This is a genomic window from Microbaculum marinisediminis, from assembly GCF_025397915.1.
GTDB classification, from domain to species: Bacteria; Pseudomonadota; Alphaproteobacteria; order Rhizobiales; family Tepidamorphaceae; genus Microbaculum; species Microbaculum marinisediminis.
This window is the reverse complement of the sequence record NZ_JALIDZ010000003.1, coordinates 273,846-294,061: the sequence shown is the minus strand read 5'-3', so window position 1 is coordinate 294,061 and position 20,216 is coordinate 273,846. Positions and strand designations below refer to the sequence as shown.

At 65.9% G+C, this 20,216-nt stretch carries 19 protein-coding genes; 8 read left to right on the top strand and 11 right to left on the bottom strand.

Annotated elements, in window-relative coordinates:
* Positions 1 to 45: 45 nt before the first annotated feature.
* Positions 46 to 315 (bottom strand): aa3-type cytochrome c oxidase subunit IV, encoded by a 270-nt coding sequence (locus MUB46_RS07455; protein WP_261615257.1) that lies wholly within the window; start codon positions 313 to 315, stop codon positions 46 to 48.
* A gap of 380 nt (positions 316 to 695) precedes the next feature.
* On the opposite strand from MUB46_RS07455, the gene MUB46_RS07450 reads away from it, so the two are divergent.
* Positions 696 to 1,196 (top strand): DUF488 domain-containing protein, encoded by a 501-nt coding sequence (locus MUB46_RS07450; RefSeq protein ID WP_261615256.1) that lies wholly within the window; start codon positions 696 to 698, stop codon positions 1,194 to 1,196.
* A gap of 1,113 nt (positions 1,197 to 2,309) precedes the next feature.
* On the opposite strand, the gene MUB46_RS07445 is transcribed toward MUB46_RS07450, so the two are convergent.
* The 7 genes from MUB46_RS07445 to MUB46_RS07415 form a co-directional block, all read right to left on the bottom strand.
* Positions 2,310 to 2,726: a curlin gene (locus MUB46_RS07445; RefSeq protein ID WP_261615255.1), complete on the bottom strand. Its 417-nt coding sequence runs from the start codon at positions 2,724 to 2,726 to the stop codon at positions 2,310 to 2,312.
* Between the two features lie 334 nt (positions 2,727 to 3,060).
* On the bottom strand, positions 3,061 to 3,462 hold the full coding sequence (gene csgH / locus MUB46_RS07440; protein WP_261615254.1) for a curli-like amyloid fiber formation chaperone CsgH: 402 nt from the start codon (positions 3,460 to 3,462) through the stop codon (positions 3,061 to 3,063).
* Positions 3,463 to 3,614: 152 nt separating this feature from the next.
* Positions 3,615 to 4,049, bottom strand: a complete 435-nt coding sequence (locus MUB46_RS07435; RefSeq protein ID WP_261615253.1) for a curlin — start codon at positions 4,047 to 4,049, stop codon at positions 3,615 to 3,617.
* Positions 4,050 to 4,212: 163 nt separating this feature from the next.
* Positions 4,213 to 5,589, bottom strand: coding sequence for an ABC1 kinase family protein (locus MUB46_RS07430; protein WP_261615252.1), 1,377 nt, complete (start codon positions 5,587 to 5,589; stop codon positions 4,213 to 4,215).
* A 33-nt stretch (positions 5,590 to 5,622) separates the two neighbouring features.
* A complete protein-coding gene (locus MUB46_RS07425) occupies positions 5,623 to 6,564 on the bottom strand; it encodes a heme-dependent oxidative N-demethylase family protein (RefSeq protein WP_261615251.1) in 942 nt (313 codons plus the stop codon).
* A gap of 16 nt (positions 6,565 to 6,580) precedes the next feature.
* A complete protein-coding gene (locus MUB46_RS07420; RefSeq protein ID WP_261615250.1) occupies positions 6,581 to 6,757 on the bottom strand; it encodes a hypothetical protein in 177 nt (58 codons plus the stop codon).
* A gap of 4 nt (positions 6,758 to 6,761) precedes the next feature.
* Positions 6,762 to 8,594 carry a M3 family oligoendopeptidase gene (locus MUB46_RS07415; protein ID WP_261615249.1) on the bottom strand — a complete coding sequence of 611 codons (1,833 nt, stop codon included), beginning with the start codon at positions 8,592 to 8,594 and terminating at the stop codon, positions 6,762 to 6,764.
* Between the two features lie 261 nt (positions 8,595 to 8,855).
* Between MUB46_RS07415 and MUB46_RS07410 the strand changes: the two genes are divergently transcribed.
* From MUB46_RS07410 to mepK, 3 genes are all read left to right on the top strand, one after another.
* Entirely contained in the window at positions 8,856 to 10,364 is a 1,509-nt protein-coding gene (locus MUB46_RS07410; protein WP_261615248.1) for a sigma-54-dependent transcriptional regulator, read from the top strand.
* A gap of 67 nt (positions 10,365 to 10,431) precedes the next feature.
* A complete protein-coding gene (locus MUB46_RS07405; protein WP_261615247.1) occupies positions 10,432 to 12,207 on the top strand; it encodes a L,D-transpeptidase family protein in 1,776 nt (591 codons plus the stop codon).
* A 241-nt stretch (positions 12,208 to 12,448) separates the two neighbouring features.
* Positions 12,449 to 14,125: a peptidoglycan L,D-endopeptidase MepK gene (gene mepK, locus MUB46_RS07400; RefSeq protein ID WP_261615246.1), complete on the top strand. Its 1,677-nt coding sequence runs from the start codon at positions 12,449 to 12,451 to the stop codon at positions 14,123 to 14,125.
* A gap of 72 nt (positions 14,126 to 14,197) precedes the next feature.
* On the opposite strand, the gene MUB46_RS07395 is transcribed toward mepK, so the two are convergent.
* From MUB46_RS07395 to MUB46_RS07385, 3 genes are read right to left on the bottom strand one after another with little or no spacing between them, the layout of a single operon-like run.
* Positions 14,198 to 14,452 carry a DUF2312 domain-containing protein gene (locus MUB46_RS07395; protein WP_261615245.1) on the bottom strand — a complete coding sequence of 85 codons (255 nt, stop codon included), beginning with the start codon at positions 14,450 to 14,452 and terminating at the stop codon, positions 14,198 to 14,200.
* Positions 14,453 to 14,481: 29 nt separating this feature from the next.
* Positions 14,482 to 14,799 (bottom strand): DUF1244 domain-containing protein, encoded by a 318-nt coding sequence (locus MUB46_RS07390; protein ID WP_261615244.1) that lies wholly within the window; start codon positions 14,797 to 14,799, stop codon positions 14,482 to 14,484.
* Positions 14,800 to 14,833: 34 nt separating this feature from the next.
* Positions 14,834 to 15,673: an N-formylglutamate amidohydrolase gene (locus MUB46_RS07385; RefSeq protein ID WP_261615243.1), complete on the bottom strand. Its 840-nt coding sequence runs from the start codon at positions 15,671 to 15,673 to the stop codon at positions 14,834 to 14,836.
* Positions 15,674 to 15,809: 136 nt separating this feature from the next.
* Between MUB46_RS07385 and MUB46_RS07380 the strand changes: the two genes are divergently transcribed.
* From MUB46_RS07380 to pyk, 4 genes are all read left to right on the top strand, one after another.
* Positions 15,810 to 16,727, top strand: a complete 918-nt coding sequence (locus MUB46_RS07380) for a DMT family transporter (protein WP_261615242.1) — start codon at positions 15,810 to 15,812, stop codon at positions 16,725 to 16,727.
* Between the two features lie 8 nt (positions 16,728 to 16,735).
* Entirely contained in the window at positions 16,736 to 18,031 is a 1,296-nt protein-coding gene (locus MUB46_RS07375) for a glycerate kinase type-2 family protein (RefSeq protein WP_261615241.1), read from the top strand.
* Positions 18,032 to 18,149: 118 nt separating this feature from the next.
* A complete protein-coding gene (locus tag MUB46_RS07370) occupies positions 18,150 to 18,554 on the top strand; it encodes a DUF1036 domain-containing protein (RefSeq protein ID WP_261615240.1) in 405 nt (134 codons plus the stop codon).
* Positions 18,555 to 18,723: 169 nt separating this feature from the next.
* Positions 18,724 to 20,160 (top strand): pyruvate kinase, encoded by a 1,437-nt coding sequence (gene pyk / locus MUB46_RS07365; protein ID WP_261615239.1) that lies wholly within the window; start codon positions 18,724 to 18,726, stop codon positions 20,158 to 20,160.
* Positions 20,161 to 20,216 lie beyond the last annotated feature (56 nt).

Here is a 20,216-nt window from a genome sequence, read left to right as displayed (position 1 = left end):
GGACGGCGACGCTGTCGCCGTCCGGTGACTGGTGCGGGTAAGCCGTTACCCGATCAGCAGCTTGAGGACGAGCACGCCGAGCGTGAACACGGCGATGGGGATCGGCGAGCCGTTCATGATGAAGCCGACGATCGCCCCGACGATGGCGAGGAACACGCCGAACCCGGCCAGGCCCCAGGCGCCTGCATTGCCGACCGCAAGCATGATCATGACGGAGATGCAGAAGGCGACGGTCAGCGTCGTGAGATGGATGAAACCCTTGTAGGTTTCGTCATGCGACTTCATGTCGACGCTGGCTTCGGTTTTTTCCGCCATGGGGCTCCCCCGGATTTCTGATGACTGCAACGTGCGCCCTGTATACCAGAGCCGCGCGCGGGGGCAATGCGGTGTTGTGGGAGACGGGGTGAGGCTGGCGGTCCGCCAGTTGCGCCGAACCTCAGCACGTATCGAGAGGCGAACGCTCGAAGGCAGGAAATCGTACTGCTTATGCCTGCTCGCCAAGTGGTTATAAGAAATCGACGTTCTAGATAGACGAACGTTGCCACCGATAACGCGGGGATGAAGACCAGCATCTGTGCATTCCTGGGGAAGCTTGAATTCCTTTCAACGATTGACCGGATTTCCCTCAACGGGCAAATCGCGTTACGCATTCGGACGATCCATCTTTTGCACATCGAGTACCGATGAGGCCCACTATGATCACGACAATCGGCTACGAAAAATCGACGCAAGAAGACTTCGTAGCGACGCTTGTAGAGCGGGATATAGATGTGCTGATTGATATTCGCGAAAGAGCCCAGTCCCGTCGGCGCGGATTCTCTAAAACAGCACTCTCACTTGCTGTGGAGAACGCGGGAATTGAGTACATCCATATCAGGGCACTTGGAGATCCGAAGGAGGGAAGAGATGCCGCCCGTGCGGGAATGTATAGCAAATTCCAAAAAATCTTTTCTCAAGTGCTAGAAAGCCAGCCAGCGCAAGACGCACTCACCATGATCAAGAGTTTAGCCAGCTCAAAAAATGTATGTCTAATGTGCTATGAGCGCGATCATCGCCAATGCCATAGAAAAATAGTGTCTGATCATCTAGAAGTATTGCAAGGGCTTAAGACCGAGCATCTTGAGGTCAGACCGCATGATCCAAAAGGGCGTGAACAAAGACGAGTGTTTCATTCTAGTCAAAGCGCAGCCACATAGGTCGAGCAAGTACTATGAAACCGTTTGCTGCGCCGGCGTCGGCCGAGATGGAAAATGGCGCAGACAGTACCCCGTACCATTTCGGATACTAGCGGATGAACAGAAATTTGGAAGATGGCAGTGGATAAGATATGAATACACAACCTCTCCAAAAGATATCCGACTGGAAAGTCAAAAGGTAATCCCAGAATCCCTCACTACCGGATCAAAATTGAAGCCTTCTGAGCGGGCTCGGTTCCTAAATCCACTTATTCGAAAAAGCTTCGAAGACGCAGAATCGCGAAGCGAATCTTTAACTATACTAAGGCCATCTCAAATATCGATAAAATGGCTGGAAAAATCCGAAGACGATATTTCTTCGGAGAGAAAGAAACACGCGAACCTCGCGAATCAAATGTCTTTTTTTGATCGTACCGCGCGGCCACTTGAGCCGTGCCCTGTCCAATTCTTTGCACGCTGGCGCGACAATGAAGGCACAGTTAGAAACCATGAGTGCGACGATTGGGAGACGTCAACTGCCTTCAATCGATTTGAAAGAAATTACGGGAGAGAGAATGCAATTAAATTCATTAAGAAAAAATATGAAATAGAATATTTTGAAGCTGGGCTCGTACTTGCCTTTAGCACACACAGCCGCCGTAACGTGACGCGAAGCACAAATAACCAATGGCTTCTTGTTGGACTAATTCGCCTAGACGCCGATCCGCAGGGAGATATTTTTCTACAATAAATCAAGACCGAAATTGTGGAGCGTAGAAACTGGAAATTTTGACCATAGATTTGGAAAATACCAACTATCCCCAACACAGCACTTCTACTGAAAACAGAACGGCATGAGCCGATTCTCCCCCCACGCCGCCCTATCCGTTTCTACGTCATGCCCGGGCTTGACCCGGGCATCTCGGGGAGATGGCACGAGACCCCCGGGTCAAGCCCAGGGGTGACGGTGAGAGCGGGTCGGGCGCAGCCTGACGACATGCACCCCAATTCGACGCGCGAACGCCCGGGACCCTGGTCACGGACCGAGACGCCACGGCGCTCGGCTTCGGGCCGCGCGCGTTCACCGCTCGAAACGCGATGCGTTTCGTCCGCTCACGCGGACCGCGGCCCACCTCACCACCCCAGCACGACCGTTGCGCCGGCCTGGCCGTTGCCGGTCTGGGTGACGTGGCCGTCGCTGTTTTCGCCGAACTGGAACAGGCCGTGGGCGTTGCCGTTGCCGGTCTGCGTCAGCGTGCCGGTGTGGCCGTTGCCCTCCTGGTGGACCAGGCCGAAATTGCCCGCGCCGGTCTGGGCGAGACCGGCCATGTTGCCAAAGCCGTTCTGGATGATGGTGCCCCCGCTCTTCAGCCCGTTGGCGAAGGCGTAGAGGCCGAGGCCCATCTTCATCGCCTGCGCCTGCTGAGGCGTCTGCGCGTTGAAGGTGAGCGCCACCTGGCCGCCGGCGGCCGCCGGCGTCGCCAGCGCGGCCGCGCCGAGGGCGGCGGCGAGAAAGGTCGCGATTGTCAGGCTGCGGGTCGTGCGGGTCATGACGTGTCTCCTCTGGGTGTCTGTTTGGCTGGTCGATCAGCCGATGGAAGGAGAATGGCGGGCGGCGACTGAACCGCGTCGGAACCCGCCGTTCAGACGGTGTTCATGGTGCCGGATCGGAGATCTGGCGCGGCCCCGAAGCCCCTCCCACCGGTCCTCTCTGTCTCCGCCCGTTTCCAATCACCCCCGCGCAGGCGGGGGTCCAGGGGCGGTTGCCACCGCGCCTGCCTCCCCTTTGGCGGGGACAGAAAAAAGGGCCCCGGAGAACCGGGGCCCAAGGTGGAGGCTTGGGGAGGATGAAAGCGAATTAGATGGCCATCTATTGGATCGCCATCTAGATGGCGCCGCCGATGCGCTCGGCGCATTCGACGGTCCGGCCGCCGGCGGTGAGCGCGAGCCGCGCCTCGTAGGCCTGGCCGGTATTGCCGAGCATGACGCGGCCGAGCGTGGTCTCGCCGTCGGCGGAGAAGCCGCCGCCCTGGCGGATGTTCGAATTGCCCGCGCCACCGGCGCTGGTGACCTTGAACGTGTACTGGCCGCTGACCGCGCCGTCGGACCGGACCACCGGCTCGAGCGCGACCATCGCGCCCATGGCGGTCTCGCGGATCTCGCAGGTGAGCGCGGGATCGGTGGACGCGGACACGGCCTGGACGGCGCCGGCGACGATGGCCGTCGCGCCGAGGCCGAGCAGCAGCGGCAGCAGCCGGGTAGCGATGCGCGTGTGGGGCGTGGTCATCGGAAATCTCCTTGAATGAACCTGTCAGGGAATGGACCCGTCAGGGATTGGACCTGTCAGGCGGTGATCGGGGAATGCGCGGCTCGGTTCGCAGGGCCGGGAGGCGCCGGAGCCCCTCCCGATGTGCCCGTTCGTCAGCCCGTCTCTGAGCTTTACGGGCAGGCCTGGACGAAGGCCGCCACGTTGCCGCCGCCGGCCTGGCTGACATCGGCGGCGCAGTTGTTGCCGACCTGCACGCCGGCGGCGATGTTGCCGTTGCCGTCCTGGCTCAGGATGGCGGTGTGGTTGGCGCCGAACTGGCCGACGCCGGCCTGGTTGTGGTTGCCCTGCTGCCAGGTCTGCGCGGCGTTGTTGACGCCGTCCTGGCCGATGGCCGCGGTGTTGTGGTTGCCGAACTGGTGGCTGGCCGCGCCGTTCCAGACCCCGTTCTGGAACACGCCGATGGTGTTGCCGAAGCCGCCCTGGGCGCCGCCGGCGGCGTTGCCCCAGCCGGTCTGGTTGATGAAGACGTCGTTGGCGGACGCCGGCAGCGCGGTGAAGCCGATGACGGCGGCGATGGCGGTGGCGAAGGCGATCGTGCGGGTCATTGTTCCGTCTCCTGGTTCGTGCGGATGCCCGGGGCGGGTCCGCGTTCGAGGACGAGACGGGTTTTACGCAGCCGCGCCGGAACCGGGGCTGAACCGGCCGTTCAGATTGCGTTCAGGCGAGGAACGAGGGGCGAAAGGCGCGCCCTGGCCAGCCTTGGCCGGCCTACGCCGGCACGCCGGCGGCCTTCAGGGCCTTGGCCTGGCGCCGGGCCAGGCGGTCGAGATCGAAGGACTCGATGGCGTCGTTGAACAGGCGATAGAAGTTGAGCTCGGCGCGCAGGTGCAGGAACACCGCGCCCAGCCCGATCGCGGCGCGGTCCATGAACACGAACTCGCGCGGCACCCGCACCGGCCCCTTCTCCTTCAGCGCCTTGTGCACGGTGAAGGCCTGCTTGCGGCCGTATTCGGCCGCGCTCACCCCGTCGGCGATGGCGCGCACCCGGTCCTCCAGCAGCGGGCCGTAGATGAACCGCGCCCAGATGTTGAGGATGTCGATCAGCTCGCGGGTGAGCCCGGTGAAGCCCCAGGTCTCGTAGGCGTGGACGACGAGGTCGTCGTCGCCGGTGCGCAGCCCGTTGTAGAGGTCGATCACGCCGCCGACGAACTTGGCCGGGAAGATGCGGATGCAGCCGTAGTCGAGCAGGTTGATGCCGGCCGGCGCGATCTCGCCCGAGTCCAGCGCGTCCTCGTAGACGGTGTAGTTGCCCAGGTGCGGATCGCCGTGGATGACCCCGAAGCGCGAGAACGGGAACCACCAGGCGCGGAACATCGCGGTGGCGAGCCGGTTGCGGGTGTCGAGGTCGGCCTGCTTGTGGGCGAGCAGCGGCGTGCCCTCGAGCCAGCCCATGGTGAGCAGCCGCCGGGTCGACAGGTCCTCGAACACGGCGGGCACGCGGATCGCCGTCTCGTCCTTGAGGATCGCGCGATAGAGCCGCATGTGCGCGGCCTCGCGGGTATAGTCCAGCTCCTCGCGGATGCGCGCGGCGATCTCCTCGCCCATCTGGCTGGTGTCGATCGCCGGGTCCATGCGCCGGTGGATCGCGAACAGCACGTCGAGCTGGGAGAGGTCCGCCTCCACCGCCGACTGCATGTCCGGATACTGCAGCTTGCAGGCAAGCTCCTCGCCCTCCAGCGAGACCGCCCTGTGCACCTGCCCCAGCGAGGCCGAGGCCGCCGCCTGGTGTCCGAACTCCCGGAACCGGGTCTGCCAGTCGGCGCCGAGCTCGGCTGCCATCCGCCGCTTGACGAAGGCCCAGCCCATCGGCGGGGCCTGGCTCTGCAGCTTGGCGAGCTCGATCGCGTATTCGGCCGGCAGCGCGTCCGGGATGGTGGCCAGCAGCTGCGCCACCTTCATGATCGGGCCCTTCAGGCCGCCGAGCGCGGCCGCCAGTTCGAGCGCGTTCTGCTCGCGCGCCGACTCGCGGCCCAGCAGCCGACGTCCCGCCGACTTCACGGCGACCGAACCGACGTGCGAGCCGACCCGCGCATAGCGCCGGGCGCGCTTGGAAAACCGGTTGCGTTCGCTGTCGTTCTCGCTCATCGGCGTTTCATGTAGGTATGAAGCCCGGCCACGTCATCCCGCACCGATTGCCGCAGTCTCGGGCGCGGACACGAAGGCGTCGAGCGCGGCGACGATACGGCCGCGATGCGCGAGCAGCGCCTTGTAGGCGGCCTGCGGCTCGTCCAGCGCCACGAGTTGGTCGCGCAGGCTGCGGGCCAGCGAGCGGCCCTCGGGATGCCGCGCCAGCGCCGCCAGCGGATCGACGTAAATCCTTATGGTGAAAAGGATATCGCCGGAGTTCGGGAGACGGCGCAGCGTCTGCCGCTCGACCCGGATGAAGGCGCTCGGCACGATCGCATCGGAAGAATCACCGCCCAAAGAACTGCCGCCGGAAAACCAGTCCCGGGGCCGCTCGCGGGATTCGGGATGGTGCAGCTCGGCATCCGGATACAGCGACCAGTTGAGCCGCCATACCGGCCGGTCGACCTTGAGCGTCTGGAAGATGCGGTCGACGCGCTGCCCCATCTTTCCCTCCCAGTGCGGGACCGGCGCGTGGATCTGCGACATCGGCCTGCCGAACTTCTCCGCAAGCGACCAGGATGAGGGAAAACACAGGCTCGCCGCCACCAGCCGGTATCCCTCCGGCCCCTGGCGCATCAGGACGAGATCCTCCTGGATTAGCCGCGAGGCGGTCAGGAGCGGCGGCGCGTCGGTGGCCAGATCGACGGTCCGCCCGGCCATGGCGATGCGGTCGCCGTCCCGCGTATAGATCTCGGGAAACCGGGCCGGCAGATGATCGGCCAGCAGCGCCAGCACCTCGGCCTGCGCCGTCCGCGTATCCGGCTCTTCGCCGAACACTACGTCCCGACTCGCCGCAAACAGGCGCTCCTTTTCCTCCAGATGGGCGCGAAGATGCGCGTCCGGCTCGATCCAATCGGCAAGGTCGAGCGACTGCAGGCCGATCGAGAACGGCGATCGCCCGCCGACATAGGGGGTGTGGATCAGTTCGTTCATCGGCTCGCCGGCATCATTAGGTCCGCGGCCGCGCCCGCCGGGCGATGATCAGGCCGAGCACCGCCAGCGCCAGCACGACCAGCACGACCAGCAGCCCGATCATCGCGATCGCGCCGAGGATCGAGCCAAGCGTCTTCCAGAAGCCGACCTGCGCGATGATCAGCGCCAGAAGCAGGATCAGCAGGATCGGCATGGCTTCAGTCCTCCATCGCCTCGAGTTCGTCGATCAGACCCGAGATCACCTTGAGCCCTATGCGCCAGAATTCCGGGTCGCGCGCGTCGAGGCCGAACGGGGCGAGCAGCTCGGAATGATGCTTGGTGCCACCGGCCCGCAGCATGTCGAAATACTTAGCGACAAATCCGTCGGATGCGTTCTCGTAGATGGCGTAAAGCGAGTTCACCAGGCAGTCGCCGAACGCATAGGCATAGACGTAGAATGGCGAATGGATGAAGTGGGGCACGTAGCACCAGAACGTCTCGTAGCCCTCGCCGAGCCGGATCGCCGGTCCCAGGCTCTCGGCCTGCACTTCCTTCCAGATCGCGTTGATGTCGTCGACCGTCAGTTCGCCCTCGCGCCGGGCGGTATGGATGCGCCGCTCGAACACATAGAAGGCGATCTGGCGCACGACCGTGTTGATCATGTCCTCGACCTTGGACGCGAGCAGGCCCTTGCGCGCCGTCGCGTCGGTGGTCTTGGCCAGCAGCGCCTTGAAGGTCAGCATCTCGCCGAACACGCTGGCCGTCTCCGCCAAAGTCAGCGGTGTCGGCGCCATCAGCGGCCCCTGCGGCGCGGCAAGCACCTGATGCACGCCATGGCCGAGTTCATGGGCGAGCGTCATCACGTCGCGCGGCCGGCCGAGATAGTTCAGCAGCACGTAAGGATGCGCGCTCGGCACCGTCGGGTGCGCGAAGGCGCCCGGTGCCTTGCCCGGCTTCACCGCCGCATCGATCCAGCCCTTGTCGAAGAAGGGTTCGGCGAGCTTCGCCATGTCCGGCGAGAAGGCCGAATAGGCCGACAGCACCGTCTCCCGAGCTTCCGACCAAACGTACGTCTTCTGCTCGATCCTGGGCAGCGGCGCGTTACGGTCCCAGAAGTCCAGCACGTCCTTGCCGAACCAGCCCGCCTTGAGCTTGTAGTAGCGGTGCGACAGCTCGGGGTAGGCGCCGCGCACGCTTTCGACCAGCGCGTCGACCACCTCGCGCTCGACCCGGTTGGCCAGATGCCGCGCATCGGCCACGTCCTCGAACCCACGCCAGCGGTCGGAGATCTCCTTATCCTTGGCGAGCGTGTTTGTGACCAGCGAGAAAGTCGGCAGATGGTCGCCGAACGTCGCGATCAGCGCCTGCGCCGCCGTGCGGCGCTTCTCCCCGTCGCTGTCCTGCAGCAGATTGAGCGTCGGCTCGAGGGTCAGCTCCTCGCCGTCGACGTCGAAGCGCAGCGCCGCCATTGTCTCGTCGAACAGCCGGTTCCAGGCACCGCGCCCGGTGATCGATTTCTCGTGGAACAGCCGTTCCAGCTGGTCGTCGAGCTGATAGGGCCGCTCCTTGCGCTCGTCCTCGATCCACGGCCGATAGTGGTCGAGCGCCGGCTCGGACTGCATCGCCGCCTCGATCTTCGCGTCATCCAGCCGATTGAGCTCCAGCGGGAAAAACAGGAGATGGATACCGGCGTTGGTCACCTTCTCGCGCACGTCCCCGAAGAACTTCGAGCGCTTCGGATCGGAGACGTCGAGGGCATGCTGAAGCCCCGCGTACGAAACGAGGCGGCCGAGAACGTCCTGCAGGACCTCGAATTCAGCGATCGCATCGGCAAGGCTTTTTGCCCCGTCCGGCCTTTCGAGGAGATCGGCCAATGTGCTTTTCCACTTGGCCTCGAACGCTTCCGAGTCCTTCAGGGACCGGTCGAGATCCGCACGCACCTCCGGCGACTCCATGCCGGGATACAGATCGTCGAGGTTCCACGCCGGCAGCGGCCCGAGATCGATTTTCGTGGACGCCTGCGCTCCCGTGGCCGCATTTCGGACCTTCATGCTCGATTTCTCCGTTCGCTTCAGGAATTAGCCTGGCGAGGATTTCGAACATCCGTCCGCCTTCGGCCGAAACAGCTGCGATATTAGCCTCGCAACGCAACGCATCAAGGACAACGGCACCTTTCGGGCCGCAATTCGACGAAAACGCCCACCGGATCGCTATCCAATTAGTTTAAGGCCCCTTTTACCGGAGGTGGTCACAATGCCCAAAATGGGACAGCCCCCCGGACCGCCACCAGGCGCGTTCGACTTGGAGGACGTATGGCCGAGCGCATCCTGATCGTCGACGACGATCCCGTACAGCGTCGCATTCTGGAAACCGCCGTTCAGCGGTTCGGCTTCGAGACCGCAACCGCGGAGACGGGCGATGAAGCGATAGCCGCCCTCACCGCGCCGAACGCGGGCGAAATCGTCCTGATCGTGCTCGATCTCGTCATGCCCGATCTCGACGGCATGGGCACACTGGAACGCATGCGCAAGGAGGGCCTCTACCGCCCCGTCATCGTCCAGACGGCCCACGGCGGCATCGACACAGTGGTCAGCGCGGTCAGGGCCGGTGCCATCGATTTCTTCGTGAAGCCGGTAAGCCCCGAGCGGCTCGAGATCTCGATCCGCAACGCCCTCAAGGTCAACGCGCTGGAAGGCGAGATCGCCCGGATCAAGCGCCGCGTCGACGGTACCCTGACCTTCGACGACATCGTGACCCGTTCGCCGGCGATGCAGCGCGTCATCGAACTCGGCGAGCGCGCCGCCGGTTCGAACATTCCGATCATCATCGAAGGCGAATCCGGCGTCGGCAAGGAGCTGATCGCACGGGCGATCCAGGGCTCCAGCACGCGCGCCGGCAAATCCTTCGTCGCCGTCAACTGCGGCGCGATACCGGAGAATCTCGTCGAATCGACCCTGTTCGGCCACGAAAAGGGGGCGTTTACCGGCGCAACCGAAAAGCGCGTTGGCAAGTTCCTTGAAGCCGACGGCGGTACGCTGTTTCTCGACGAGGTCGGCGAGCTGCCGCCCGACGCGCAGGTCAAGCTCCTGCGCGCCCTCCAGGAAGGTGAGGTGGAACCCGTCGGCGCCCGCAGGCCGCTGAAGAGCGATTTCCGTCTGATCTCGGCCACCAACCGCTCGATGATCGACCTGGTTTGTCAGAAGCGTTTCCGCGAAGACCTCTATTACCGCCTCAACGTGTTTCCGATCCTGGTTCCCCCGCTCAGGGAGCGGACCGAGGACATTCCGCTCCTGGTCAAGCACTTCCTCACGCGCTTTGGTGCCGAGGAAGGCAAGCGCGTCGACTCGATCACGCCGGAGGCGCTGACGCTCTTGATGCGCCACCGCTGGCCGGGCAATGTCCGGCAGCTCGAGAACACGGTGTTCCGGGCGGTGGTGCTGGCCGACAGCAACGAACTCGACGTCGACAGTTTCCCGCAGATCGCCGCCCAGATCGACGATTTCCAGGACGTCGAGCTGACCCGCCCCACGATCGAGTTCAGCGCCCAAAGGGAATCCTACGCCGTCCCCCAGATGCAGGTGCCGCGGCCCGCCACCCTGCCCGCGGCCGCGACGGGCCTTCCGGACCCCGCGCGCGGTGTGGTGCCCATCCTGTCGGAAGACGGCGACGTCAGGCCTCTCGATGAAATCGAGGCCGACCTGATCCGATTTGCCGTCGAGCACTATCGCGGCCGCATGAGCGAAGTCGCGCGCCGGCTCGGCATCGGGCGGTCGACGTTGTATCGGCGCCTGAAGGAACTGGAACTCGACGCAGCGGAGTGATCGGGAACAGGTGGTGATTTCCGGCAAATACCGCTAGGTTTGCCTGATGAATCGGACACGTTTCCACATGCGCACCCCCATCCTTCGCTCGCTGGCCGCAAGCCTTCTCGTCTCCGTCGCCTGGACGCTCCCCATCCGGGCCCAGGACGCAGTACCCGAGCCGCAAACGCCGGAGATCGCCAAGCCGGCAGAGACGGAGAGCCCGTCGCCGGGAGCATCCCCGGGATTGTCCGATAAGCCGGCTGCGACCGCCGCGACGGAAGCGCCCGACGCCGCCCCCACCGAAACGAAACCGACGGTCGCGGACGCCACTCCGCCCGCCCCGGATCCGCTGCCGCCGGCGCTCGAGACCGCACTCAAGGACACCGACGCGTTCGGCAAGGCCGATCACACGGCGCTGGTCGGCTTCTACGCCGAGCGCCAATTCGCCCCGCTCTGGATCAAGGACGGCAAGTTCGACGGCGCCGCCCGCGCGGTCATCCGTCGTCTCGAGAACGCGGATGCCTACGGCCTGGATCCGATCCGCTACGTCCTGCCCGATCTCGATGTCGGCCTTTCCGGCACCGCCGATCCGGCGACGCTCGCCAACGCCGAGCTGGTCCTGACGGTCGCGGCAATGCAATTCGCCGCCGACGCGCAGGGTGGCATCTTCGATCCGGCCACGCTGGGCAAGTTCATGACCGCCGCTCCAGTGCGTCCGGAGCGCAAGGCGGTTATCGAGGGACTCGGCAAGGCCGACGACAAGGTCGCCTATCTGGAGAGCTTCAATCCTCAGCACCCGGCCTTCGCCGCGTTGAAGCAACTGCTCGCGGACCTGCGCACGCGGACGACGGAAGAGACACCGCCGGAGATCCCGGACGGCAAATCGCTGAAACCCGGCATGTCCGATGAGCGTGTGCCGGTGCTTCGCGCCCGCCTCGGCCTGCCTGCGGTCACGGGCGAGGGCGAACGGGACTACGACGATGCGACGGTAGAGGCCGTGAAGGCCTTCCAGGAGAACGCCAGCCTCGATGTCGACGGGGTGATCGGCCCGCAGACGCGCGCCGCGCTCAACGGCGGCAGCGACATCACGGTCGCCGACGTGCTCGTCAACATGGAGCGTTGGCGCTGGGTCCCGCGCGAGATGGGGACACACCACGTCTGGGTGAACATTCCCGAATACAGGCTCCGGGTCATCACCGACGGAACGGTGGAATTCGGAACCCGCGTCATCGTCGGCACGTCGGAAAACCAAACGCCGGTCTTCTCCGACGAGATCGAGTACGTGGACGTCAATCCCTACTGGAACGTACCGCGCTCCATCGCCACCAAGGAGATGATGCCGGAAATCCGCCGCGACCCGGACTTCTTCGCGCGCCGTGGCCTGGAGGTGATCTACACCGGTGGCGGCCGCGACATGGTGATCGATCCGCGATCGGTGGACTGGGGCCTGTGGAACCCGGAAAACATGCCGTTCCGGTTCCGCCAGCCGCCCGGCAACGCCAACGCGCTGGGCCGGGTGAAGTTCATGTTCCCCAATAAGCACGACGTCTACCTGCACGACACGCCGACGCGGAATCTGTTTTCACGGTCGGCGCGCGCCTTCAGCCACGGCTGCGTCCGCGTCGACAAGCCGGTCGAGTTCGCCGACGCGCTGCTGTCGCGCGAGGAACAACTCAACGGCCAGCGCATCAAACACCTGATCGGGGGCGGCGAGAACGGTTCGCTGCCCATGAAGCGCCACGTCCCGGTGCACCTCACCTATTTCACGGTTTGGGTCGACGACGCCGGCGAAACGCAGAAGCGCGCGGACATCTACGACTACGACGCGCGCATGAAGGCGGCGATGAACCTGGGCAGCTGAGGACCGGTAGACAGGTGCGACCAAATCGCCCGGGCTGTTGAAAAGTCGGCTTTCGATCTCCACACTCCGCGGCGGGCCAAAATGCGCCATGATTTGAGATCAGGTTATATCCTAATCAGGGATTAACCTTTTAAGCCGAAGAATTCCTCCGGCCGGTCGCCGGGGGGTTTAGACTGAGCCTTAGACGGGACCTTCGAACGGAATTCTTTTGGTGGGAACGCGTAAATCGGGGGCGGAACGAGTGCGCAGCGTTGCACGCGCTGTCTGCGCGTTTGCGCTTTACGGACTGGCTTTCGTCGCCATCGACGGCCTGACAGCCGAGGCGCGTTCGGAAACCCGGACGCTGTCGTTCAAGCAGCTCCACACCGGCGAGACCGTCACCATCACCTTCAAGCGCAACGGACGATACGACTCCGAGGGCCTGAAGAAGATCAACTACATCCTGCGCGACTGGCGACGCAACGAATCCACCACCATGGATCCGGCCCTGCTGGACCTCGTCTGGGAGGTGCGCAACGCCGTCGGCTCACAGGCGCCGGTCTACGTTCTATCCGGCTATCGTTCGCCGGTCACCAATGCCATGCTGCGTTCCCGTTCGCGCGGCGTCGCCAAGACCAGCCAGCACATGGTCGGCAAGGCGCTGGACTTCTACCTGCCGGGCGTACCGCTGCAGAAGCTGCGCGAAACCGCGCTGAAATTCCAGGGCGGCGGCGTCGGCTACTACCCGACCTCCGGCTCGCCCTTCGTTCACATGGACACCGGTAGCGTTCGCCACTGGCCGCGGATGACGCGGCAGCAGCTCGCAAAGCTGTTCCCGGACGGCAAGACCCTTCACATCCCCTCCGACGGCAAGCCGATGCCCGGCTACAACCAGGCCGTCGCTTCGGTGCAAAGTGGCGCGCGCTCGCGCACCGCCTCTGCCTCTTCGAGTTCATCGGGAAGCCGGCAGGTCGCCGTCGCCAACTATCCCCGCCTCGATCCATCGGTGGCGATCACCCCGGCCGCCGTGGCCAGAAGCACCGGCGGCAGCACCAGCGGCGGCCGCAGCCTGATCGCCGCGCTGTTTGAATCCGGCGAGGACGGCGACGAGGAAGGCGCTTCGAACGCGCCGGCGAAGGCCGCGCCGACGCCGGCCGCCGAGGTCGCCCCGACTCCGGCGACTCCCGCGCCGGCGCCGCAGGTCCCGACCGTGGTGGCCTCCCTCGCCGATGCGCCGATGCCGCGTACGAAGCCGCTTGCCGACGTGCCCGCCGTCGCGGCCTTGCCCGACGCGCCCATCCCGACACCGAAACCGGTGCTGGTGGCCATGGCTGAACCGGCTTCCGAAAGTGCGGCAACCGAGACGCCGCTGGTGACGGCCAGCGTCTCGCCGCAGGCGATTGCCGCGCAGATGCCTCGTGCACGGCCGTTGATGGCCGGAACCGACGCCATCGGCATGCTGATCGCCCGGGGCGGCGACGGGGCGGCGACGCCCGCTCCGCTTGCACCGGAGAGAGAGCCGACGACGGCGACCGCGCTCGCGTCGACCGGGCCGATCGCCGAGATGCCGCCCTTCGCGGCCACGTTCACCGGCTCGGAGATTCCCGTACGCGACCGTCCGGTGCTCGTAGCCATCGACTACCGCCCCCAGGCGCTGCTGCCCTATCTGGGTGGCGACAATTCGCTGCGGGGTGAGAGGTTCGTGGTGCTGCGCCATCCCGATCAGACCGATCTGGGCGCCTTGACGGCGGTATCCGGGCCCGTCGTGGTCAACCGGTTCGCCGCCGGCCCGCAGCTCATCTATCCGATGCGCCGGTTCACCGGTCCGGCGGTGGCGCCGGTGGCGACGCGAACCTATGAGTTCGCGAGCCTTGCCGACACCATGACGACCGGCAGCGTATCCGATCGCCGGGCAGAGCGCGCCGCCACTCTGCGCTGAGCCCCTGCGCCAAGACCTTCTGCCGAGACCTTACGCCGAGACATCGAAGGGGGCCCGAAGGCCCCTTCCGCCTTACTCGTCCGTGACCATTCCGAGCGCCACCATATAGGTAGCCAGGATCGCCTCGTGCTCCTGACGCTCGGCCGTATCCTGCTTCCGCAGCTTGACGATCGTCCTAAGCGCCTTGACGTCGAAGCCGTTCGCTTTCGCCTCGGCGTAGACATCGCGGATATCGTCGGCGAGCGCCTTCTTTTCTTCTTCCAGCCGTTCGATACGCTGAACGATGGAATGCAACTGGGTGGTGGCGATGCCGCCGGTATCGTTCATGATGTCCTCCGTTTCTGGACCAGGTGGCCTCAATGATCCTTGTGCGTCGCCGCGTGCGAGACCGCGAACGCGGCCTTCTGCTCTGACGTCGCCTCGGTCTGATACTTCGATTTCCACTCGTCGTAGGGCATGCCGTAGACGACGAGGCGGCTGTCCTCCTTGTCGACCGACAGGCCACGTTCCTCTGCCGCCTCGCGATACCAGTTCGACAGGCAATTGCGGCAAAATCCGGCAAGATTCATCAGGTCGATGTTCTGCACGTCGGTGCGGTCGCGCAGGTGCTGCACCAGCCGGCGGAAGGCCGCCGCTTCCAGTTCGGTGCGCGTCTCTTGATCGAGTTCGGTCATAGCAAGCCTCGCTTTTCCGGTCCGTCCGGTACCGTCACGTCTCGCCCGGCGCGCCGGACCCGTAATGGCGAATCTCGTTCAGCCCCTCGCCTCCGGCAAGGGCCCGCAGCACGTCGACGAGCCGGCCCGCCCATTCCGCCTGTCCCGGCGCCTCGGCGATCAGGTCCTGGCGCAACTCCACGAGCGCGTGCGCAAGGCCGCGCCGGGTGCCGTGCCGGTACATGGTGTCGCCCCTGAGGCGGCCCGAATAGGGCTCGTTGTCGCCGACGGTGAGCAGCGGATCGGCGGCGAAGGCCTCGATCATCGGCACCGCGAGCCGCGGGTCCTTGTCCCACAGGATGCCGATTTCCCACGGCCGGCGGGTGCCCCGCCAGAGCGGCGTAAAGCTGTGGATCGACACGATCGCCGGCGGATGTCCGGCCGAGATCGCCGCCTCGATCGCCGTCTCGATCGCGCGATGATAGGGCTCGTAGTAGGCGGCGACCCGCTTCGCCTTCTCCGCGGCGTCGGCCCGCGCGTTGCCGGGCACCACCGCGCCATCCGACAACCGCATCAACAGTGTCGGGTCGTCCGCGCCGCGATTGGGATCGATCAGCAGACGCGAGAACCGCGACAGCACCGCCGGCGCACCGAGCTCCCTTGCCAGGAGCCGGGACACGGCCTCCGCGCCGATATCGTAGGCGATGTGCCGCTCGAATTCCTCCGGCGGCAGGCCGAGGTCGCCATATTCGGCCGGCAGTCGGTTCGAAGCGTGATCGCACAGGATCAGCCAGCCGGTTTCGGCCGCGCCGGGAATCGTTTCGCTCGCCACGAATGGATCGGCAGCGTCCCGCGCGGGTGCGTCGGAGGTCGGATACTCGGCTACGCGCGTCATGGAACGGTTCGATCGGGCGATTCTGCGTGACGGGCGGGCGATGCTGCCCTAGGAATGGCGAACTCTTAGGCGATCCCGAAGCCGGCGGCAACGTGCCCGCGGCGCGGATACACAACCCGAGGCCGGACGGAGAGCGATGACGCGCGTCCTCGAGACCGAAATCGGTGCGTCAGAAGCACGCACGGCGGCGTTCGCATTCGGCGCCCTGGCGCTCGGCGCCGTGGCGATGGGCGCCTCGCCGATCTTCGTCCGCCTCGCCGAGGTCGGCCCGTTCGCCAGCGCCTTCTGGCGCGTCGCCCTGGCACTGCCCGCACTCTACGCCTGGATGGCATACGAGGCGCGCCGCGGCCCCGGCTCCACCACGCCCCGTTTCGACCGGTATGTCCTGGTGGCCGGTCTCCTGTTCGCCGGCGACCTGTTCTTCTGGCACCTCGCGATCATGAACACGACCGTCGCCAACGCCACCTTCCTGGCGGCTCTGGCGCCGGTGTTCGTCGTCAGCCTGTCCTGGTTCGTCCTGCGCGAGGCGATCGGACCGAAGATCGTCGTCGGGCTCGGCGCCGGCCTTGCCGGTGCGGCGCTGCTGCTCGGATCGAGCTACAGCTTCGCCCCGTCCAACCTGCTCGGCGACAGCTTCGGCCTGATCACCGCGTGCTTCTTCGGCTCCTACATCCTGGCGATCCGTCCGGCCCGCAAGCACCATCCGGCCGGGCGCCTCATCTTCATGTCGTCGCTGGTGACCGCCGCGGTGCTGCTGGCGATCGCGCTGATCCTTGAGCCGACCCTGTTTCCGGCCACGTCCAAGGGGCTGATGATGCTGATCGCCCTGGCGCTGATCAGCCATGCCGGTGGCCAGGGGCTTCTGGCGCTCGCCCTCGGATATCTGCCGGCCGGCTTCTCCTCGCTGGTGATCTTCCTGGAGGGCGTGGCCGCCGCCGTATTCGGCTGGATGATCCTCGGCGAGGACATGACCGGCATGCAGCTTCTGGGCGCCGCCGCGATCCTTCTGGGCGTCTGGATCGCCCGCCCACGCCGCCGCAGACAGACCGGTTGACCACCCCGATGAGCAAAGACCACCGCGATACCCTCCGCACCCTGTTCGATGCGGCCGTCGCCGCGGCGCATCCCGACGGCTGCCTGCCACCGCATCTGCCGGAGCCTCCGGCCGGCCGGATCATCGTGCTCGCCGCCGGCAAGGCCGCCGGCAGCATGGCGGTCGCCGCCGAGCGCCATTACCTCGACACCCTGTCCCTGCCAGCGGACCGTCTGACGGGGCTCGCCATCGCCCGCTACGGCTATGGACGGCCGACCCGGCGGATCCGCATGGTCGAGGCCTCCCATCCTGTGCCGGACGAGGCCGGTATCGCGGCGACCGGGCAAACGCTGGAACGCGCCGCGTCCGCCGGCCCCGACGACCTGGTGCTGGTGCTTCTGTCGGGCGGCGGTTCGGCCCTGTGGATCGCACCGGCGGACGGCGTGACGCTCGAGGCCAAGCAGGCACTGACCCGCGCCCTGCTCGCCTCCGGCGCCCGCATCGGCGAGATCAACACGGTCCGCCGCCACTTGTCGCGCATCAAGGGCGGTCGGCTCGCGGCCGCCGCCTATCCGGCCCGGCTGCTGACGCTGGCGATTTCCGATGTTGCCGGCGACGATCCGGCTGCAATCGCCTCGGGTCCGACGGTCGCCGACCCCACCAGCCTCGCCGACGCCCGCGCCGTTCTCGACAAATACGCGATCACGCCCGCCCCGGAGATCACGGCGGCCCTCGCCGATCCCGCCAACGAAACGCCGAAAGCTGGCGATTCCCGCCTGGCGAACGCAGCCTACCGGCTCGTCGCGACGCCCGCGATGGCACTCGCGGCCGCCGAACGCAAAGCCCTCGAACTCGGCTTCGAAACGGAAGTCCTCGGCAGCGACCTGGAAGACGATGCGCGCGATCTTGCCGGAGATCACGCTGAACGCGCCCGCAAACGCGCCGATGAGGGCCGCAAGGTCGCGATCCTGTCGGGTGGCGAGGCGACGGTAACGCTGCGCGGCCGTGGCCGCGGCGGGCCGAATCAGGAGTTCGCGCTGGCGCTGGCGATCGCCCTGCACGGTCGCCCCGGTATCTCGGGACTTGCCGGCGACACCGACGGAACCGACGGCGGCGGCGGCAAATCCGACGATCCCGCCGGCGCCATCGTCACCCCGGATACGCTCGCTCGCGCCTCCCAACTCGGCCTCGACGCTGACGCATTTCTGGAAGACAACGATTCGACCGGCTTCTTCGAGCGTCTCGATGATCTGTTGATTCCCGGCCCGACGTTCACAAACGTCAACGATTTCCGGGCTGTAATCGTTGACACGGACGCCGACTGACACCACTTTCGGCGCAAGCGAAGCGCTTGCCGACAAAGGCGCCATGAGACCAGCACTTTCATTGCCACGGCATCCATCCAGATCCACCTTTCTGCTTGCCGCCGCGCTCGGTGGGCTGATGCTTGCCGCTTCCGTGCGCGACGCGGCCGCCGATTTCCGCATCTGCAACACCACGCCTGGCCGCGTCGGCATCGCCGTCGGCTACAAGGACGACAAGGGCTGGGCGACGGAGGGCTGGTGGAATGTCGGCCCGAACAGCTGCGAAACCGTGCTGCGCGGCGAACTGGCGTCGCGCTACTATTACGTCTACGCGATCGACTACGATCACGGCGGCGAATGGGCCGGCGAAGCCTTTATGTGCACGCAGGATCAGATGTTCACGATCCGCGGCATCAACGGGTGCGAGGATCGCGGCTACCAGCGCACCGGTTTCTTCGAAATCGATACCCAGGAGCAGACCACCTGGACGGTCCAGCTCCAGGATCCGTCCCTCGGCGGCGAAGGCACCGGCGGCCGAGACTGACCCGTCTCGGCCGCCACGACACGCCGGCCGACAGCCTTTTCGCCGCGCAGATGCGCGCGCCCCCTGACTTTCCGCCCCGATTCGTCATACAAAAGAAGCAGTGCCGGGTTATCGGGGCCAGCGACCGCGAAAATACCCGGCGTCGGACGAAACAGGGGGCTCCATCGCCATGCGACGGCGACGTTCCATAAAGATACTGGCGACACTCGGCCCGGGCACGTCTGAGGAAGCCCGGATCGCCGAACTGTTCGAGGCCGGCGCGGACGTCTTCCGCATCAACATGAGCCACACCCCGCACGACCTGCTGCGGACCCTGCACGGCCGCATTCGCGCGGTGGAGGAGCGGTTCGCCCGCCCGATCGGCATCCTCGTCGACCTGCAGGGCCCGAAGCTCAGGGTCGGCGAATTTGCCGACGGGAAAGTCGACCTCGAAGAAGGCGCGACCTTCGTCCTCGACGCATCCAGCAAGCCGGGCGACGTTTCCCGTGTCCATCTGCCGCACCCGCCCGTGTTCAAGGCGGCGGAGGCCGGACACCGCATTCTTCTCGATGACGGCCGCATCCGGCTGCGCATCGAGCACGCCTCGGCGAAGCGCCTCGAATGCACTGTCGAGATCGGCGGCAAGCTCTCGGACCGCAAAGGCATCAGCCTGCCCGATACGCTGCTGCCGTTCGGCGCCATGACCGACAAGGACCGTGCCGATCTGGATGCCGCGGTCAATCTCGGCGTCGACTGGATCGCGCTGTCCTTCGTGCAGCGCCCCGACGATCTTGCCGAGGCGCGCAAGATGACCCGCGGCCGCGCCTACGTCATGGCGAAGATCGAGAAGCCCTCCGCGGTCGAGCGGCTCGACGAGATCATCGAGATGGCGGACGGCTTGATGGTGGCGCGCGGCGATCTCGGCGTCGAGATGCCGCTGGAGGCTGTGCCCGGCGCGCAGAAACGCATCACCCGGGCCTGCCGTCATGCCGGACGGCCCGTCGTGATCGCGACCCAGATGCTCGAATCGATGATCTCCGCGCCGGTTCCCACGCGTGCCGAGGTGTCGGACGTGGCGACGGCGGTCTTCGAGGGCGCCGACGCCATCATGCTGTCGGCGGAATCAGCGGTCGGCGAATACCCGATCGAGGCGGTCGCCACCATGAACCGCATCGCCGAGAAGGTCGAAACCGATCCGGTCTTCGCCAACGTCATCCACGCCCAGCGCACCGATCCCGAGCCGACTGGCCCGGACGCGATCTCCGCCGCCGCCCGCACCGTCGCCGAGACGCTGAAGTTGCCGGCGATCGTCTGCTACACCTCCTCCGGCGCGACCGGCCTGCGTGCGGCCCGCGAACGGCCCGACCGGCCGATCATCGCCTTGAGTCCCAACATGGCCACCGCGCGCCGTCTGGCGCTGGTCTGGGGCGTGCACTGCGTCGAGACGGAGGACGCCCGCGACGAGACCGACATGGTCGATCGCGCCTGCCGCATCGCCTATCAGGAAGGCTTCGCCCGCCCCGGCCAGCGCATCATCGTCACCGCCGGCGTGCCCTTCGGGACGCCCGGCGCGACCAACATGCTGCGGATTGCCTTCGTCGGGTCCGACAAGCTCGGTGAGGGCTGATCTCCGCTGATCCGCTTCCCGGACCGAAGACGGGCGCCCCGGTTCGCGTCAGATGC

What these genes read in the sequence shown, in the direction of transcription:
- MUB46_RS07455 (WP_261615257.1), bottom strand. Translation starts at nt 315, where the DNA reads ATGGCGGAAAAAACCGAAGCCAGCGTCGACATGAAGTCGCATGACGAA.
- MUB46_RS07450 (WP_261615256.1), top strand. Translation starts at nt 696, where the DNA reads ATGATCACGACAATCGGCTACGAAAAATCGACGCAAGAAGACTTCGTA.
- MUB46_RS07445 (WP_261615255.1), bottom strand. Translation starts at nt 2,726, where the DNA reads ATGACCCGCACGACCCGCAGCCTGACAATCGCGACCTTTCTCGCCGCC.
- csgH (WP_261615254.1), bottom strand. Translation starts at nt 3,462, where the DNA reads ATGACCACGCCCCACACGCGCATCGCTACCCGGCTGCTGCCGCTGCTG.
- MUB46_RS07435 (WP_261615253.1), bottom strand. Translation starts at nt 4,049, where the DNA reads ATGACCCGCACGATCGCCTTCGCCACCGCCATCGCCGCCGTCATCGGC.
- MUB46_RS07430 (WP_261615252.1), bottom strand. Translation starts at nt 5,589, where the DNA reads ATGAGCGAGAACGACAGCGAACGCAACCGGTTTTCCAAGCGCGCCCGG.
- MUB46_RS07425 (WP_261615251.1), bottom strand. Translation starts at nt 6,564, where the DNA reads ATGAACGAACTGATCCACACCCCCTATGTCGGCGGGCGATCGCCGTTC.
- MUB46_RS07420 (WP_261615250.1), bottom strand. Translation starts at nt 6,757, where the DNA reads ATGCCGATCCTGCTGATCCTGCTTCTGGCGCTGATCATCGCGCAGGTC.
- MUB46_RS07415 (WP_261615249.1), bottom strand. Translation starts at nt 8,594, where the DNA reads ATGAAGGTCCGAAATGCGGCCACGGGAGCGCAGGCGTCCACGAAAATC.
- MUB46_RS07410 (WP_261615248.1), top strand. Translation starts at nt 8,856, where the DNA reads ATGGCCGAGCGCATCCTGATCGTCGACGACGATCCCGTACAGCGTCGC.
- MUB46_RS07405 (WP_261615247.1), top strand. Translation starts at nt 10,432, where the DNA reads ATGCGCACCCCCATCCTTCGCTCGCTGGCCGCAAGCCTTCTCGTCTCC.
- MUB46_RS07395 (WP_261615245.1), bottom strand. Translation starts at nt 14,452, where the DNA reads ATGAACGATACCGGCGGCATCGCCACCACCCAGTTGCATTCCATCGTT.
- MUB46_RS07390 (WP_261615244.1), bottom strand. Translation starts at nt 14,799, where the DNA reads ATGACCGAACTCGATCAAGAGACGCGCACCGAACTGGAAGCGGCGGCC.
- MUB46_RS07385 (WP_261615243.1), bottom strand. Translation starts at nt 15,673, where the DNA reads ATGACGCGCGTAGCCGAGTATCCGACCTCCGACGCACCCGCGCGGGAC.
- MUB46_RS07380 (WP_261615242.1), top strand. Translation starts at nt 15,810, where the DNA reads ATGACGCGCGTCCTCGAGACCGAAATCGGTGCGTCAGAAGCACGCACG.
- MUB46_RS07375 (WP_261615241.1), top strand. Translation starts at nt 16,736, where the DNA reads ATGAGCAAAGACCACCGCGATACCCTCCGCACCCTGTTCGATGCGGCC.
- MUB46_RS07370 (WP_261615240.1), top strand. Translation starts at nt 18,150, where the DNA reads ATGCTTGCCGCTTCCGTGCGCGACGCGGCCGCCGATTTCCGCATCTGC.
- pyk (WP_261615239.1), top strand. Translation starts at nt 18,724, where the DNA reads ATGCGACGGCGACGTTCCATAAAGATACTGGCGACACTCGGCCCGGGC.